Below are 15,679 nucleotides of genomic sequence, written 5' to 3'. Positions count from 1 at the left end.
GTTTTCATCCCCGAAGGATTCCCCTGGGCCCGCCCCCATCCAAACATCCAGTCCGTCCCCTCGTCCCGCTTTCCTGCGTATCTTTCTCACTTAAATCCCAATTTACTTAAAATACTGCCTAGCCACCCCAAAGATCAGCGCCTCCGCCATCTCATACCCTTGGGTCCTCCGCACTAAAAATCCATGTTTCGCTCCAGGCACACGTTTTACCGTGACCGTGACACCCGCTTCCATCAGCATTTTGGCAAACTCCAGGGCTTCCCGGTTTAGGGGGTCTTCCTTGGCGCATATGATCAGGAAATGAGGCAGACCCTGCAGTTGTTTGACATCCGCATAAACGGGGGACGCCCATAGTTCTTTTCTGCGCTCTTTATCTATATACCAGTCATTATACAGCCGTCCGGTTTCATAATTCTTCCTGGCCTCTTCACTGTCCGTGATCCATTTATCCGCCGGATCTTTATAGAGGTCATAGGGTGGGTAGGAGGCGCTCACAAACTTAGGGAGCATTTTCCCGCTTTCTTTTAGCATAAATGTGATGGCAGTCGCGATATTCGCACCCGCGCTCTGGCCGGAAAATGCGATCCGGTCCAGTTCCACATCCCATTCTTCACAGTGTTCATAAACATAGCATACCAAATCATAACCTTCTTCTATGGCATATGGATAACGATATTCCGGAGCCGTCTTGTAATCCACATCCAGCACAACCGCCTCACAGCCAATGGCAAGAATCCTGGAAAATGCGAAGTCCCTTCCCCGGTAACCTTTTACAAACCCGCCGCCATGAAAGTTGATCATCAGCGGAAGTTTTTCATGTTCAGAAAAAGGACGGTACAGGTAGGCCTTCACAGAGCCATGCCGGGTCGGAATTTCAAGTTCCCGCTGTTCCTTCACCGGGTACTGTTTCAGAAGTTCTTCATCGATCTCCTGGCCCACCGCTTCATTTCTGATTCTTTCTAAATCATTCATAATCTCTTTACCCTTCCTCTATAATAATAAACTGAACGCGATACCAGCTATCAACAGCACCAAACCGCCGCCGATTCTGGACGAAATGGCTGCATAAGACATGAGGTCCAGCCGGTCTGCCGCACCCAGAACAACCACGTCTCCGCCGCCGCCCCGGTTTGCCATACAAAGCCCTGCGGTGATAGCCGCGTCGATTGGGTAAAAGCCCAGGAAATAACCGGCTCCCGCGCTGCCGATAACCGCTCCCAGCACAACGGCCAGGCTGATAATCAGCGTCTCAATGTTGATCGCGCTCACAAACTCACCGAAATTCAGGAGGGAAATGCCCACTGCCGGAAATGCGGCCACTGATAATTTTCCTACCATAAACGCCTGGATCCGTTTGATTCCCGCCCGGTATTCAGCTGGAAGGATGCCTGTTACGTTAACCAATATGAAAAATATTACAAAATATACGTACTGGTGAATCTGTACGGTTCCGATCCTGGGAAGCACCACCTTAGCCATCAATACGGACAGAATGTAAACGATGCCGATAACCAGAAATCCAACCGCCGTATGTTCCAGAGTGGGTTCAGGCAGTTTTGTGTCTTTATCCTTTTCCGCTCTTCTGCCGTTTCTCATGATTTCTTTTTTATCCCCTGTCAATGACGGGAATTTGTTGCCCACGCCATTTAAAACAGCTCCCATGATGATGCAGATGATGTTGGCAATGGTGAGGATGGCGACCGCGACCGCATAATAGGTATCTTTGCTGTTCCCTGTGGCTGCCTCATAAATCTGGCTCATAGGAATGGCTCCGGCCCCATTTCCGCCTCCCATGATCGGCAGAACATAATATGTCACCAATTCCGGAATGGTATTTCCAAGCGCCACTCCCACAATACAGCCCAGGACGGCCGCTCCTGCCACGCCCGCAAGAATGGTAGGTATGTATCTCACAATTGACTGAATCAAAGTATCCCTGTCTATAATCACAAATGCACATGCCATCAATATACAGATAAACATGGTCTGGTAACCTGCCGTATCAAAAAACAGGGTAACGCCTTCCACATATTTCTCAGTGATAATCCCACGGTATACGAGAAATGACGGCAGCATCATGGACAGCATGCTTCCCCCGCCGATCCAGGTGTTAAAGATCGGAATCCGCTCTCCCACAAAAAAACAAATGCCGCCCAGAACAAAGAGCATTGACAAAATGGAAAGCATATCCGTTCCCAGGCCCCCTGTGGCCATGGCTGCCAGCACAATCACCGAAAAGATCAGAAACATCTTTAACGGAACTCCCTCAATCTTCATGTTCGGGCCAATTTTCTCCCTTTCACGTCCCATAACAAATACCTCCTTCATTTTCCCCTAAATGTATTTTTCCAATCCGCGCCGGCGAACGGTTGATATCTTCATGTTACGTGATAACGGCCCTTTTGTAAAATTAATCAAATTTACGGTTCATAAAAAAATTTTATGGTTTTTAGCGAAAAAAAATTTCCGCATCCCCTGAATTTTCTCACAACATACAGGCAGATGCGGAAATCACATTTTTATCCCGCATAAAATTCTCTAATGCTTTTTATGAACTTTCTGACCTCGGGCTTCTTCTTCGCGGCCTTGTTCCAGACCAGCAGCACCTCGATTTCAGCCTCTTCTTCCAGAGGAATTCCCACAATTCCATTGTAGCGCATCACACCCTCTTCCGGGAAAAATCCGATGGCCACATTGTTGAGTATCATATTAACAGCCAGATTTAGCTGGTCATAACGCTCTATTATGTTGGGTACGGCCCCGTATTCTGCGTACAGACGGTTGAGCACCTTGGTTTTGTTGTCATCATTGATGGTGGAAACCATTTTTTCGTTCAGGATCATGGGGACGGTAAGGCTTTTTTTATCCGCCAAAGGGTGATGTTTGGACATGCAGACCAGCATATTGGTCTTTTTCAGTTCTATTGCCTCCAGATCGCTGAAATCTTCATCCTCCTGCCTGGGCACGATGATGAGATCCAGATGCTGACGTCTCAATTCCTCAAACAGCACCACCGACGCCCCGGGCTTTGTCACCACATTCATATCGGGATACTGGAATACACAGTGGGCAAAAAATTCCGCATATACGTTGGAACCCACGGACCGGGTGAGGCCCAGCTTTACATACCTGGTCTGGTCGGCTGCCTCATGCATTTGTTTAGAAAAATCTTCTGCGTAATTTAACAGCAGGGACGCCTGCTGATAGAAAATTCTGCCCATTTCCGTGAGAACCATGCCCTTGCCGTTTCTGTCCAGCAGATTACAGCCATATTCTTTCTCCAGTTCCCGTATGGCGGAAGATATTGTTGGCTGGGTGACAAACAGTTCCTGGGCAGCTTTTGTTACGCTGCCCGCCTCATATGCCCTGCAAAAATAGTTCAATTGTAAAAGCGTCATAAATTTTATTTTTCTCCATAAAAGTTGATCAGGCATCCGGCCAGGAGGATCATTCTCTCGTCTTTCGTCAATTCTCCCAGGGTGCAGTTGACACTGCCCTTAACAGTTCCGGTTTCAGAATCCAGCAGTTCTGCCGTAATGGTTTTGGCCCCGGATTCCACCGCAGAGGCCACATCTTTGATTAACAGCCAGTCTCCATTTTCAACTCCGATCCGTTCTTCTGTTAAAAGGGGCAGTATTCCCCAGTTGATCAGGTTGGAGCGGTATCGTTTGGTGGCGTATTCATTTGCCAGATTGGCATATCCGCCCAGCACTTTCTGGCAGCTGGCCGCCTGTTCCCGGGAAGAACCGTCCCCGATCTGGGTTCCGGCCATCAGGCTTCCAATGGTAATGTCCGATACGCCGCAGCCGGTTTCCCCGCAGATCTTTGCAAGGAGCTTGTGACAGGCCGGATCCACGGACGGGTTTCCCTGCCTTCTTAAACGGTCCATTTCCCGGATTTCCTTGGCCCGTTTTACATATCCGGGATCCCGGCTCATCATCATGTATTCCGATATTTTTTCCGGGTTGGAGCGGTAAGAGGAGGCGTCTCCGGAAGGGATCAGTTCATCGGTTGTGACTGATCCTTCGTAGGCCCCGGCCGTTTTTAACAGCAAATGCCTGGTTAAGGGATACATTTCAGGCCAGTCCGCGATATTGGGCCCCATCTGGAGTTTTTCCTCTGGATTTCCTTTGCCGAAATGATCAAACACCTGGTTTTTATAAATCTCAGGATTAAAATGATACTGTGGATTCCTGTATGTAACATCCAGCTCTGAAGCTGCTGTCAGCGCTCCGCCGTTTCTGATGGTAGCCGCAATGGAACGGGCATCCATCAAAATGACTGCCGCCATCTGGTTCTGCCCCGGTTTGGAGCCCTCCCGGTTGGGGTAATTTCTGGTGGTATGACGGATGCTCAACTGGTTGTCCGCAGGCACATCAGTCACTCCGAAACAGGGGCCGCAGATGGCAGGCCGCAAAACCGCGCCCGCTACCGTCAGCTCGCCCGCAATCCCCTTTTCTGTCAGATCCAGGTACACGGGCTGGCTGGCCGGATTAATGCCCAGCCCCGGCTGGTTTCCATTGATAGCGCAGCCCCGGAGGATGTCCGCCATGGCGGCTATATTTTCAAACATACCTCCGCTGCATCCGCTGACAAGGGCCTGGTCTATCTGGAGATTCCCGTCTTTCAGTTTGTTCATGAGCTCAAACTTTTTGCCGGAATTCCCCTTGATCTTCTGCCCCTCTTCTTCTGCTTTTTGCAGATATTTTTCCGGATTTTCCTTAAATTCCCGGATGGAGCATACATTGCTTGGGTGAAATGGAAGAGCCATCATACATTCGATGGAAGACAAATCGATCTCGATCATAGCGTCATAATAAGCTGTGCCCGAAGGCTTCATCTCCCTGTAATCGGATTCCCTTCCATGCATGGACAGATAGTCCTTTACCTTCCCGTCTGTGCACCAAATGCTGCTGAGAGCGGCGCTTTCCGTAGTCATGACGTCAATTCCCATCCGGTATTCCACACTGAGACCATGTATGCCTTCTCCCAGGAATTCCAGCACTTTATTTTTCACAAATCCATTTTTAAATGTGGCGCCGATCAGCGCCAGGGCCACGTCCTGAGGCCCTACGCCAGGTTTGGGAGAACCGGTCAGCTTCACAGCCACTACCGGAGGCATTTTCATATCATAGGTTTTGGACAGGAGCTGTTTTACCACCTCTCCGCCGCCTTCTCCGATCCCCATGGTGCCCAGGCCCCCATAGCGGGTATGGCTGTCGGAGCCCAGGATCATCTTCCCCGCGCCTGCCATCATTTCCCTCATATACTGGTGGAGCACAGCCCGGTAAGGGGGCACGAAAATGCCTCCGTACTTCCTCGCATTGCCCAGCCCGAATACATGGTCATCTTCATTGATGGTGCCGCCGACAGCACATAAGGTGTGGTGGCAGTTGGAAAGCACATAGGGAACCGGGAATTTTGTAAGGCCTCCGGCCCTGGCGGTCTGCAGGATATTCACATAGTTATTGTCAGGAGAAACCAGGGCGTCAAATTTGAGACAAAGCTGCTCCATGCTGCCGCTCTGGTTGTGGGCCTTTAAAATGGAATATGCCATGGTATTCTTTACAGCGTCTTCTTTTAATATATCACAGCCTTTTGCCAACTGTCCATCGGGCGTCAGAAATACGCCGTGATCTGTTAGCTTTATCATACTACTCCTCACCTGTCCCGTCCTACTTCTTCTTTAACACATCAATGGTATCCAGCAGATAATCGGTAAATTCCGCCGCGCTGGCATCTTCTTTGAGCGTGGTCAGAACAACTTTCCGCTCCGTCAGGGTACAGATGTCAAGTGCTTCATCCAGCAGTTCCTTCCTGTCCCCATATCCGATATGAGCCATCATCATGCCCATGGCCCGGATCAGGCTGCACGGGTCCGCATATTCGCCCCGTCCGTGTTCCATTAAGTAGGGAGCGGTTCCGTGAATGGCCTCAAACATAGCATATTTGTTGCCGATATTGGAGGAAGAAGCGGTTCCTAAGCCGCCCTGGTGCTCGGCCGCTATGTCGGTGACAATATCCCCGTAAAGGTTTGGCAGCACCACCACTTCGATGCCTGCATTGAATTCCGGATCCAGCATCTTGGCGCACATGGCGTCCACCAGCCGTTCCTGTATCTCAATTTCAGGATATTCCTCTCCCACTCTGCGGACTTCCTTTATGAAATTGCCGTCGGCCAGCTTCACGATATTGGCTTTTGTGACGATGGTAACATTTTTTTTGCCATTTTTACGGGCAAATTCAAATGCAGCCCTGGCAATTCTCTCGCTGCCCTGTTTGGTCTGAACCTTGAAGTCAATGGCTAAATCGTCATTGACCTGAATGCCCTTATTTCCCCATATGTATTCCCCTTCAATGTTTTCCCGGAAGAAGGTCCAGTCGATTCCCTTGTCCGGTATTTTAATGGGCCTTACGGCTGCAAACAGCTCCAGTCCCCGTCTCAGCAGGCTGTTGGCGCTGACAAGATTGGGCCAGGGATCGGAAGCTCTCGGGGTCACCATAGGGCCTTTGACGATCACATTGCACTGTTTCACCTGTTCAAACACTTCATCCGGCAGGCTCTGAAGTTTGGCCGCCCGGTTCTCAATGGTCATTCCGTCAATCACGCGGAGCTTTAATTTCCCAGTGCTGATCTCTTCTTCCATCAGGTTCTTTAATACCCGCAGGGCCTGTTCCATAATGATCGGGCCGATTCCGTCTCCCGGCAGTATTCCCACCACAATCTCATCCAGTTTGGAAAAATCAGTGATTTCCCTGTCCGCTTTCATCCGCTCAATTCTGGCATATTCCGACTGAATCAGTTGGCCGAATTTTTCCTGTGCCGCTTTGATGTTTTTCATACATTAATCCTCCTCAAATTATAATAAATGTCTGTTATTCTTAAAATCATTGTACTCTTTTTTATTCATAAATAAAAATACATAATTTTATATACTTTATATGCGTAAATAAGCATATATTTTTATTTGATTTGCAGGAGGACCGGGGACATCATGGGCGAGGAGCATTTATACCCTAGAGTGTGTTTGAAAATTGCTTTCTGTCAGCTGTGCATCACAGTTTGTGGGAGATTTGTCCCGAATGAAGGGCGCATAGCGGGCTATGTAACCTGAATTCGGGGCAAATATACCGCAAAGTGGGACGCGCAGATGGCGGAAATGAATTTTCAAACACACTCTAGAGCATGTTTTTGGAAATTACTTTATGGAGGGAATAAATCTTCAAACAAGCCCCAGCTTCTTTTTCGTATTCTCTATGATTTCCTGGGCATACTCCTGCGGAATCACACAGACGCCGTTGACGTCCCCGACAATGATATCCCCCGGATTGACCACCACTCCGCCGCAGCTAACCGGCACATTGATCTCTCCCTTACCCGATTTAACCGCAGCTCCGCTGGTCAGCCCCTTTGCAAAAATGGACAGCCCAACTTCCATACATCCCTCAAAATCCCGGAACGCACCGTCTACCACAACTCCCGCCACGCCTGATTTCTGAGCCATTTCACTCCGCTTGTCCCCCCAATAGGAACTGGCGCAGTTTCCATGGCCTGCAATGACGATAATATCCCCTTCCCGGGCCAATTGGATCGCTTTTACCACAATATCTCCTTCCCCGGAAGGCACTTTCACCGTAACCGCCGGGCCGATGATCTTTTTTGTTGTAATATAGGGTTTAATCTGATAATCCATGGCGTCAAAAATGACGCAGCCATCACACAGATCAGCCGTTGTAAACGGCTCAAACTGTTTTAAAAGCTCTTTCTCCGGTCTTTTTATCTCTTCATTAATTCTGTAACCGTACATAAATATTCTCCAATCATTTTGTATTTTTATAAAAGGACAGCGTTTTTAGGCCAGCAGCCATCCATTTTATTCCACTATAACCGAATCAGCATGAGCCGTCAAAGACATGTTATCTATATTTATTATCTATTATTTTAAATGCCGTCGTTTCATAATTCTCCGCTGCGCTTCTCCTCTGCACATCTTAAAGCGGAACAGTATAGGGAAACTAGAACGTGTTTGAAAATTGCTTTCTGGCAGCTGTGCGTCACAGTTTGTGGGAGATTTGGGCCAAATGAAGGGCGCATAGCGGGCTATGTAACCTGAATTTGGTCCAAATATGCCGCAAAGTGGGGCGTGCAGATGACGGAAATGAATTTTCAAACACGCTCTAGCGCTGATGAAAGTAAAATGCCCGCCACAATGTCAGTAAACCAATGGACTCCCGATATCAGCCTCCCAATCACGGTTGCCATGATAATTAGAACAGAAACTATATTTGCTGTCCACAGCCGCGTTTTCTTGTCACGCAGATAATGATTAAACTGGAACATCGCCGTAACCAAGATACAAATTACAATCATTGTATGTGAGGATGGGTAAGAGGCTTCTAAACTTTAAGGGAGGATAACCGGCCTGTAATTGACGATTTTAAATTCAAAGAAAACATAACAGGCAATTACGATAAAGTAAAACGCACCGAGGGCTGCTCCGGCCCAATGGACTGTACATCAACGGTCTTAATTCTCCCCAATTATATGCAGAAATGGCCCTAGATACTAGAGAATTACAGTCGCCCTGCCGGCTTATGAAAACGGCCGGCGATTTTCTCCTTATCAGTTGCAAATCTCGCCCGCTTTCCTGCTGCTTCAAAATGTCGCTGCCCGCCCCGGTGCAACGGCATTTTCGCGGCAGCGCTGACAGAGCGTGTAACACACTACACTTTGCTCCGCAAAGTCGTGTGCAAAAAAGGGCGCTGCCCCCTTTTGATGCCCCACAAGAAAAGGCGATACGCTATCCCTTAGCGGGAAGCATATCGCCTTTTCTTATTATCAGCCTTCCGGGCTGTATTGCCACAGGCAAGGTAAGCGTAAGTTGTGGTTGTATATCCTTAACTATGGGAACCCCCGCTTTCCCATTTTGAACTTGCTGTTCTTGATACATATAATTGCTCTGCAAGCTGTTCCTGCGTCAGGTTTTTCCCAGCTCTGAGCTGCTGCAGTTTTTCGTTAAATTCCCTTGAGTTTCTTCCTGGCGGTCAATTGGCTTTTCTGCGTGCTTAATACTCATGATTCATATCATATACAGGTAGACGTATATTAACAATAGGCGAAGCTTGGGATCATATGTCATAGATGCCTGCCAGCCGGCCCGCGCGACCGGGCATAAAGCGAAATCCGATTACCAAATATCGTTGGCTTCTGCAAATGATATAGATACACTGATGGAATTTGCAAACTCCTCAAATGAACACCATGAGAAAGGGAGACCCTATCTTCATGTAAGTTTTGAAACAGCCAATCCCAATGCCATACGCTTTTGGCCAAAATATTTTAAACCTGCAATCCGCTCTGTCAGAAGAACCATCAATAAGGATGCTGATACAAATGAATGAAGCCGTCTGACATTCACCTTTTCTGTATCACGGTTTTTGTCAAACGGCTTTTTATCATACTAATAATATTCTGGTTCATCCGATTATTCCCGGCCCTATTTTAAAACTGAACCACTTCCTTAATCGGCTCTGCCGGAACCACAGATTCCGCATACAGCACCGGCCCTTCTCCCTCGTAATCCTGCCAGTATTCCAAGGCCACTTTCGCCCTCACAGTCACCCACTGTTTGGTCTCTAAGTTCCTCGCCTCTCTGGCTTTGCAGATATAGCCTAAAAATGTCATATCATCCGCACAGCAGGTCATGGCCATACGGCCCGGAACGAAGTAATTCTTTGGAAAATTGGGGGATTTCAGCACCATGGCTGTAAACTCCACCGTTTTTCCCACATACCGGTCGGGTTTGTCCATACAGTCGATGTACCAGATTCCGTATGCTTCCGGAGAAATCTGCACCACATCGGCAGTGAGGTCATAAGGCAGATCGGATTCTGAAATCTCTTCGATCTCACCCTCTTCATCTTCGAACACAATGTCACATTTGGTATTCATGGATTTCAACATTCTCTTGTAGCTTTCCAGATCCTCAATTCCGTCGCAGCGGTTGCAGATAATCAGTTCACTGTTCCGCACCATGGCGGACAGAAGAGGTTTCATGTTCTTAACATATAAGTCAAAAGTGGACATATCTATAATCGTAATCTGCTGGTAAATAGTCCAGTCTTTTGGAATCTTTAAATCATCCTGATTCCACATCCCATTCCATTCGATCAAAACCCGTTCCGGGTTATATAACAGCTCTAACTCCAGCAGACGTTCCGGATTTATATCCTCTAAACTGTCGGCATAAACGATGGAAGTGTTCGTGCTTTTCAATAATTCCTCGTCATATTCCGTATCCCCTTCCTCACACACAATGAGAAGGGTTTTTCCCTCTGTCTGGAAATATTCCTGTTCCATGGTAAACGTGAGAAATTCCGTCTTGCCGGCCTCTAAAAAACCGTTGATTAAAAAAACCGGCATTATATCATCATCAATCATAGGTCCCATAATTAACTCCTGCCAAATGCTTTATTCAGCTCATCTTCCTTTAAATTAGCGCCGATCACACAAACCCTGCCCGTATAATCCGGTTCGCCTTCCCTGATCTCATATTCTTCCGGCACCAGGTCAAAATACAGCCATTCTCCCGGTTTTCCGCTGGGCAGCATTCCCTTAGCACGAAGCACATCGCCGTATTTATTATCATAGGCCAGGTCTTCCAGTATCTCTGTCAGCCCTTCCTTATCACAGGGAATGATGGTTTCCATGCCCCAGCTTGTGAAAACTTCATCTGCATGGTGATGGTGGTGATCGTGATCATGACAGCCGCAGCCGCATTCTTCTCCGTGATCGTGATGGTGGTCGTGGTGGTCATGGCCGCAGCCGCACTCTTCCTCATGGCCGTGGTGGTGGTCGTGATGGTCGTGATCACAGCCGCACTCCTCCTCATGATCATGGTGATGCTCATGAGGGTCATGATCACAGCCGCATTCCTCTCCATGGTCATGGTGATGATGCGCATGTTCCACTTCCTTTAAAAGCTCCTCTTCCATTGTATCCGGTTTTTCAATCAATTCCAACAACTGCGCTCCGCTCAACTGGCTGCACGGCGTGGTAACGATTGTGGCTTTCTGATTATGCTCTCTTATGAGTTCCACGTCCATCTGGACTTTCTTCGCGTCAGCCACATCCGTTCTGCTGAGAACGATGGTTCCCGCATTTTCAATCTGATTATTGAAAAATTCTCCAAAATTTTTCATATACATCTTGCATTTGGCCGCATCCACAATGGTGACTGCGCTGTTTAAAACCACGTCCAGATTGGCCGCCACATCGCGGACAGCCTTCATAACGTCTGATAATTTTCCCACGCCCGACGGTTCGATGATCACCCGTTCCGGCTTGTACTTAACCAACACCTCTTCCAGTGATTTTCCAAAATCCCCAACTAAGGAGCAGCAGATACATCCCGAGTTCATTTCCCGGATCTCAATTCCCGAATTCTTCAAAAAGCCGCCGTCTATGCCGATCTCGCCGAATTCATTCTCAATCAACACAACCTGTTCTCCGGCAATCGCTTCTTCCAGTAATTTTTTGATAAATGTTGTTTTTCCGGCTCCCAGGAAACCGGAGATAATATCAATCTTAGTCATGGTGAATCATTACCTTCTTTTCTACTTTATTTCTATGTTATCCTATTTTGTCACAAACTAATCAAAAAGTCAATTTTTAACATCAAGGGTGAAGGCATTTTCGAAAATGCCTTCACCCTTGATGTTAAAAAAAAGATCTCACTTCATAAACTTTTTTATCCCCTGAAACACCTCATCACTAATAATATGTTCCATCTTACAGGCGTCCTCTTCCGCCCTCTCCTCAGACACCCCTGAAACCTTCTGAAGAAACGCGGTCAAAAGCCTGTGGCGCTCATAAATGCTCTCCGCCTTTTCCCGCCCGGATTCTGTCAGCTCAATCTCTCCGCCATGTTCCATGGTGATAAACCCGTCTTCCTTCAGAATTCCCACGGCGCGGCTGACACTGGGTTTACTGAAATTCAACTCTCTGGCAATATCAATCGACCTGACTGAGCCATTCTTCTCCTTCAACATCAGTATAGTCTCCAGATAATTTTCTCCTGATTCGTACATGACGCAACCTCCCATAGAACTACTTCCTTCTATCATATACGAAATTACCCTTTTCGTCCAGCCCTCTTTTCATCAGCCGCCCTCTGGATTGCAAAATGCGTAACAGTTCAGACAGGACTGAACTGTTACCAAAATGCTTCAGGCGCTGGCGTATTTCTCCCTGGGGGATTTGCCGTATTGGCTGGCACAGGGATCCTCGCACCGGTCCGCGTATTCACAGGATATCCGGTACATATTTTTGCGGTGGATTAATCCGGTTTCCTCCAGCGTTTTCACCATCCGGTAGACGGTGGCCATCCCTATGGTCGGATCTTTCTCCAATGCCTGGTAATACATTTCCTTACAGCAGCAGCACTCGTCTTCCAGGATAATATCGATGAGCAGCCGTCTCTGGTTTGTGATCCTGCAGCCGTTCTGTTTTAATGTCCGTATAATAAATGATTTCTTTTCCTCTTTTGTAAGTGCCCGTGTCGGATTCATTGATAAGGTCCTCCCTTTTTAACTCTTTAAAATATTAAATTGCCGATTACATTTATAAGCAATGCCACGATATATGCGGTCAGCATCTGGAATCCAACGGTTCGGAGGGTCCATTTCCAGGAACCCATCTCCCGGCGGATTGCGCCCACTGCCGCGAAGCAGGGCATGCAAAGCAGGTTAAATGCCATATAAGAATAGGCGGAAACTTTCGTAAATACTTCTGAAATCGCAGGAAGGGCCTGTTCCCCCGCCATAACCGCTTCTACCGTCTCTTCACTGACACCGCCGAAGAGCTGGCCGAAGGTGGCCACGATATTCTCTTTTGCGATCCAGCCGGTTACCACGCCCACAGACGCTCTCCAATCCGCAAAACCAAGAGGAAGGAATATCCATTTGATCGCATTTCCCATGGAAGCCAGGAAACTTTCCTCCATATCGCACATGCCGCTGAAATTGAAATTGGACAACAGCCAGATCAGCACCGTAGACGCAAAAATGATGGTGCCCGCCTTCACCGCAAACCCTTTTACCTTTTCCCATGCGTGAATGAGCACACTCTTTAAGGTAGGAATCCGGTACTGGGGAAGTTCCATAATGAAGTTGGATGTATCGCTTTTAAATGCAAATTTGTTTAAAATCAGCGCGCTGAGAATGGCAACCGCAATCCCCAGCATATAAACCGAAAATACAATGGCCGTCTGATTATTGTCCGCAAACAGGGTGACGGCAAACATGGCATAAATCGGAAGTTTTGCGCCGCATGACATAAACGGCGTGATCATCATGGTGATCTTGCGGTCTTTGTCGCTCTCCAGCGTTCTGGAAGCCATGAGAGCCGGAACAGAACAGCCAAATCCCATCAGCATAGGGATGAAGGAACGGCCAGATAATCCAAAATGGCGGAAAATCCGGTCCATAACGAACGCAACCCGGGCCATATAACCGCTGTCCTCCAAAAATGAAAGGAGCAGAAATAATACCAGCACCAGCGGCAGGAATCCGGCCACAGCTCCGATCCCTTCCATCACGCCGTCGATCACTAAGGAAAATGCCCATTCAGATGCGCCTGCTGCTTCAAGTCCGGTTTCCAATATTCCGGTTAAGGCGCCCCAAAGCTCCTCCACAACGCCTGCCAGCCATACTCCCGGACTGGGAAGGCCTTCGATAAACAGAAAGTTTTCACTGAACGTACAGGCGAAAAGCAGATACATAACGCCTGCGAAAATAGGCAGCGCCAAAATGCGGTTGGTCAATATCTTATCCAGCTTATCGGATTTCGTTTCCTGATTGGAACGATGCCCTCTTTTCACACAGGAATTCACCACCTGGGAAATGTACTGATAGCGGTAATCCGCTATTTTCGCTTCCGCGTCGCCATCCGCATTTTTATTGGCCGCTTTTACAAGGGTTTCAATGGATGACATTTTATCCTGGGGGACGGTTTTTCCCACCACTTCATCATTTTCAACCAGTTTAATGGCCTTCCAATTATTCTCATCTGAATCCGTACCGCCCAGAATGTCGGCGATCGAATCGATAGCATTGGCTAACTCAACGTCAAAAAGTTCTAATTTTTCCGGTTTATGCCCCGACTTCGCCACCTGAACCGCTGCGTCCATCAGCTCATGAAGCCCTTTTCCTGAACGGGCCACAATCGGTACTACCGGGATGCCCAGGGTTTTGGAAAGCTTTTCGCAGTCAATCTTATCTCCTTTGGCGGTGACCTCATCCATCATATTTAGCGCTACTACCATAGGGATGCGGGTCTCCATGATTTGAAGCGTTAAATACAAGTTGCGCTCTATGCTGGTTCCATCCACAATATTGATTACCGCATCCGGTTTTTCTTTTACTATGTAATCCCTGGCCACAATCTCTTCCGCCGAATAGGGCGATAGCGAATAGGTTCCGGGAAGATCCAGAATGGTGACTTCTTTATTCTTTTTATATACCCCGTCCTTTTTGTCCACCGTAACTCCGGGCCAGTTGCCCACATGCTGTTTTGAACCTGTAATCTCGTTGAATAATGTTGTCTTTCCGCAGTTTGGATTACCTGCTAACGCGATTGTTATACTCATTTCTTCCTCCAGTCCGCCCCTTTTGCCGTCTGTCTGAGGGCGCTAATTAGTTAGTTTAAGCTAACTCAAAATCACAACTACAGACATTATTTTAATACTATCTGCTGGGCCTCTTCTTTACGAAGGCTCAGTTCATAGCCCCTGACATTGACTTCAATCGGATCTCCTAACGGAGCTACCTTTACTACTTTAATCTCAATCCCCGGAGTTACTCCCATATCCATAATTCTCCGCTTCATCGGGCCCGTTGCTCCGATGGAAGCAACACATCCCTGCTGGCCCGGCTTTAAATCTCTCAGCGTCATCCCATGTCCTCCTAGTCTTCCACAATAATCTTATTGGCTAATGCCTTATTCAAAGCGATTTTTACGCCTTTCACTATTAAAATCATTCCGCCGGCATTCTCACCAACGACTCTGACCGCTTCTCCAGGAATAAAACCAAGATCCTGAAGATGCCTCTTCATGTCCTCCTGACCGCGAAACCCGGTTATTTTTTTCGTTTCTCCTCTTAAAACCATAGCTAACGGCATAATCATCGCTCCTTTAATGAGATCATTAATTTGATATTGATTATCATTTTCTAGGTTATCATACGCTAACTTTCTGTTTTTGTCAATACTTTTTATTGATGTTTTTTTCTCAAAAGGGCGCTTTTAAGAGCAAATTGGAGAATTATGGATAGGGAATTGGTTCCAAAAATGGATGGAACTGCCTGTACGGCAGCGATTCGGCTGATCTGCATACTGAGAATTTCAGATTCTCAGCTGCGATTCACTTTGTGGCTCCGGTACAAAGTTGGATGTAAAAATAAGCCATAAGGATTATTTTTCACACCTCCCTTTTTAAGAAAAAGAAACCATCCACGCGTTGAACCAATTCCCAGCCTTCAGCCCCCAGCGCATTTAATTGAACGTGAACTTGCTCTCACGACTGAAGTCACGAGCTTCCTGCCTCAATGCCGATTGCCTCTCTGTTAGCAGGTCTTATGCCAGCTCCACAGGCGTAGATTATACTGTTCGGACCGTCCCG

At 47.6% G+C, this 15,679-nt stretch carries 16 protein-coding genes and 1 pseudogene; all 17 read right to left on the bottom strand.

Annotation, left to right across the window (positions count from 1 at the left end; all coding sequences use genetic code 11):
* Positions 1-102 precede the first annotated feature (102 nt).
* Positions 103-972, bottom strand: coding sequence for an alpha/beta hydrolase (locus tag GPL15_RS14055; protein WP_215699307.1), 870 nt, complete (start codon positions 970-972; stop codon positions 103-105).
* 18 nt (positions 973-990) lie between these two features.
* Positions 991-2,310: a 2-hydroxycarboxylate transporter family protein gene (locus GPL15_RS14050; protein WP_215699306.1), complete on the bottom strand. Its 1,320-nt coding sequence runs from the start codon at positions 2,308-2,310 to the stop codon at positions 991-993.
* Positions 2,311-2,519: 209 nt separating this feature from the next.
* Positions 2,520-3,398 (bottom strand): LysR family transcriptional regulator, encoded by an 879-nt coding sequence (locus GPL15_RS14045; RefSeq protein ID WP_215699305.1) that lies wholly within the window; start codon positions 3,396-3,398, stop codon positions 2,520-2,522.
* Positions 3,399-3,403: 5 nt separating this feature from the next.
* Positions 3,404-5,653 (bottom strand): hydratase, encoded by a 2,250-nt coding sequence (locus GPL15_RS14040; RefSeq protein ID WP_215699304.1) that lies wholly within the window; start codon positions 5,651-5,653, stop codon positions 3,404-3,406.
* 22 nt (positions 5,654-5,675) lie between these two features.
* Positions 5,676-6,842 (bottom strand): isocitrate/isopropylmalate family dehydrogenase, encoded by a 1,167-nt coding sequence (locus GPL15_RS14035; RefSeq protein ID WP_215699303.1) that lies wholly within the window; start codon positions 6,840-6,842, stop codon positions 5,676-5,678.
* Between the two features lie 168 nt (positions 6,843-7,010).
* The gene (locus tag GPL15_RS28040; protein WP_346344979.1) at positions 7,011-7,178 is read right to left on the bottom strand and encodes a DUF6783 domain-containing protein; all 168 of its coding nucleotides are present in this window, start codon (positions 7,176-7,178) and stop codon (positions 7,011-7,013) included.
* 45 nt (positions 7,179-7,223) lie between these two features.
* A complete protein-coding gene (locus GPL15_RS14030; protein WP_215699302.1) occupies positions 7,224-7,808 on the bottom strand; it encodes an RraA family protein in 585 nt (194 codons plus the stop codon).
* Positions 7,809-7,937: 129 nt separating this feature from the next.
* Positions 7,938-8,171 (bottom strand): DUF6783 domain-containing protein, encoded by a 234-nt coding sequence (locus tag GPL15_RS28035; RefSeq protein WP_346344978.1) that lies wholly within the window; start codon positions 8,169-8,171, stop codon positions 7,938-7,940.
* Positions 8,168-8,341, bottom strand: coding sequence for a phosphatase PAP2 family protein (locus GPL15_RS28030; protein WP_346344977.1), 174 nt, complete (start codon positions 8,339-8,341; stop codon positions 8,168-8,170). Before GPL15_RS28030 ends, GPL15_RS28035 begins: the two co-directional genes overlap by 4 nt.
* A gap of 572 nt (positions 8,342-8,913) precedes the next feature.
* Positions 8,914-9,009 (bottom strand): annotated as a pseudogene (locus GPL15_RS14020) (helix-turn-helix transcriptional regulator); the annotation flags it as partial.
* 493 nt (positions 9,010-9,502) lie between these two features.
* Positions 9,503-10,450: a GTP-binding protein gene (locus GPL15_RS14015; RefSeq protein WP_215699301.1), complete on the bottom strand. Its 948-nt coding sequence runs from the start codon at positions 10,448-10,450 to the stop codon at positions 9,503-9,505.
* Positions 10,451-10,452: 2 nt separating this feature from the next.
* Complete coding sequence (locus GPL15_RS14010; RefSeq protein WP_215699300.1) at positions 10,453-11,595, bottom strand: CobW family GTP-binding protein; 1,143 nt, start codon at positions 11,593-11,595, stop codon at positions 10,453-10,455.
* 138 nt (positions 11,596-11,733) lie between these two features.
* Positions 11,734-12,090: a metal-dependent transcriptional regulator gene (locus tag GPL15_RS14005; RefSeq protein ID WP_215699299.1), complete on the bottom strand. Its 357-nt coding sequence runs from the start codon at positions 12,088-12,090 to the stop codon at positions 11,734-11,736.
* 138 nt (positions 12,091-12,228) lie between these two features.
* A complete protein-coding gene (locus GPL15_RS14000) occupies positions 12,229-12,570 on the bottom strand; it encodes a transcriptional repressor (RefSeq protein ID WP_215699298.1) in 342 nt (113 codons plus the stop codon).
* A 26-nt stretch (positions 12,571-12,596) separates the two neighbouring features.
* Entirely contained in the window at positions 12,597-14,648 is a 2,052-nt protein-coding gene (gene feoB, locus GPL15_RS13995) for a ferrous iron transport protein B (protein ID WP_215699297.1), read from the bottom strand.
* Positions 14,649-14,734: 86 nt separating this feature from the next.
* Entirely contained in the window at positions 14,735-14,953 is a 219-nt protein-coding gene (locus tag GPL15_RS13990; protein WP_215699296.1) for a FeoA family protein, read from the bottom strand.
* 11 nt (positions 14,954-14,964) lie between these two features.
* Positions 14,965-15,180: a ferrous iron transport protein A gene (locus GPL15_RS13985; RefSeq protein WP_215699295.1), complete on the bottom strand. Its 216-nt coding sequence runs from the start codon at positions 15,178-15,180 to the stop codon at positions 14,965-14,967.
* Positions 15,181-15,679 lie beyond the last annotated feature (499 nt).

This window comes from Clostridium sp. MCC353, assembly GCF_018785315.1.
Classification (GTDB): Bacteria; Bacillota; Clostridia; order Lachnospirales; family Lachnospiraceae; genus CHH4-2.
This window is presented reverse-complemented; position numbering and strand designations above follow the sequence as displayed.

Bases quoted from the DNA above. Each gene is read 5' to 3' on its own strand.
- GPL15_RS14055 (WP_215699307.1), bottom strand. From the start codon at position 972: ATGAATGATTTAGAAAGAATCAGAAATGAAGCGGTGGGCCAGGAGATC.
- GPL15_RS14050 (WP_215699306.1), bottom strand. From the start codon at position 2,310: ATGGGACGTGAAAGGGAGAAAATTGGCCCGAACATGAAGATTGAGGGA.
- GPL15_RS14045 (WP_215699305.1), bottom strand. From the start codon at position 3,398: ATGACGCTTTTACAATTGAACTATTTTTGCAGGGCATATGAGGCGGGC.
- GPL15_RS14040 (WP_215699304.1), bottom strand. From the start codon at position 5,653: ATGATAAAGCTAACAGATCACGGCGTATTTCTGACGCCCGATGGACAG.
- GPL15_RS14035 (WP_215699303.1), bottom strand. From the start codon at position 6,842: ATGAAAAACATCAAAGCGGCACAGGAAAAATTCGGCCAACTGATTCAG.
- GPL15_RS14030 (WP_215699302.1), bottom strand. From the start codon at position 7,808: ATGTACGGTTACAGAATTAATGAAGAGATAAAAAGACCGGAGAAAGAG.
- GPL15_RS28030 (WP_346344977.1), bottom strand. From the start codon at position 8,341: ATGTTCCAGTTTAATCATTATCTGCGTGACAAGAAAACGCGGCTGTGG.
- GPL15_RS14015 (WP_215699301.1), bottom strand. From the start codon at position 10,450: ATGGGACCTATGATTGATGATGATATAATGCCGGTTTTTTTAATCAAC.
- GPL15_RS14010 (WP_215699300.1), bottom strand. From the start codon at position 11,595: ATGACTAAGATTGATATTATCTCCGGTTTCCTGGGAGCCGGAAAAACA.
- GPL15_RS14005 (WP_215699299.1), bottom strand. From the start codon at position 12,090: ATGTACGAATCAGGAGAAAATTATCTGGAGACTATACTGATGTTGAAG.
- GPL15_RS14000 (WP_215699298.1), bottom strand. From the start codon at position 12,570: ATGAATCCGACACGGGCACTTACAAAAGAGGAAAAGAAATCATTTATT.
- feoB (WP_215699297.1), bottom strand. From the start codon at position 14,648: ATGAGTATAACAATCGCGTTAGCAGGTAATCCAAACTGCGGAAAGACA.
- GPL15_RS13990 (WP_215699296.1), bottom strand. From the start codon at position 14,953: ATGACGCTGAGAGATTTAAAGCCGGGCCAGCAGGGATGTGTTGCTTCC.
- GPL15_RS13985 (WP_215699295.1), bottom strand. From the start codon at position 15,180: ATGCCGTTAGCTATGGTTTTAAGAGGAGAAACGAAAAAAATAACCGGG.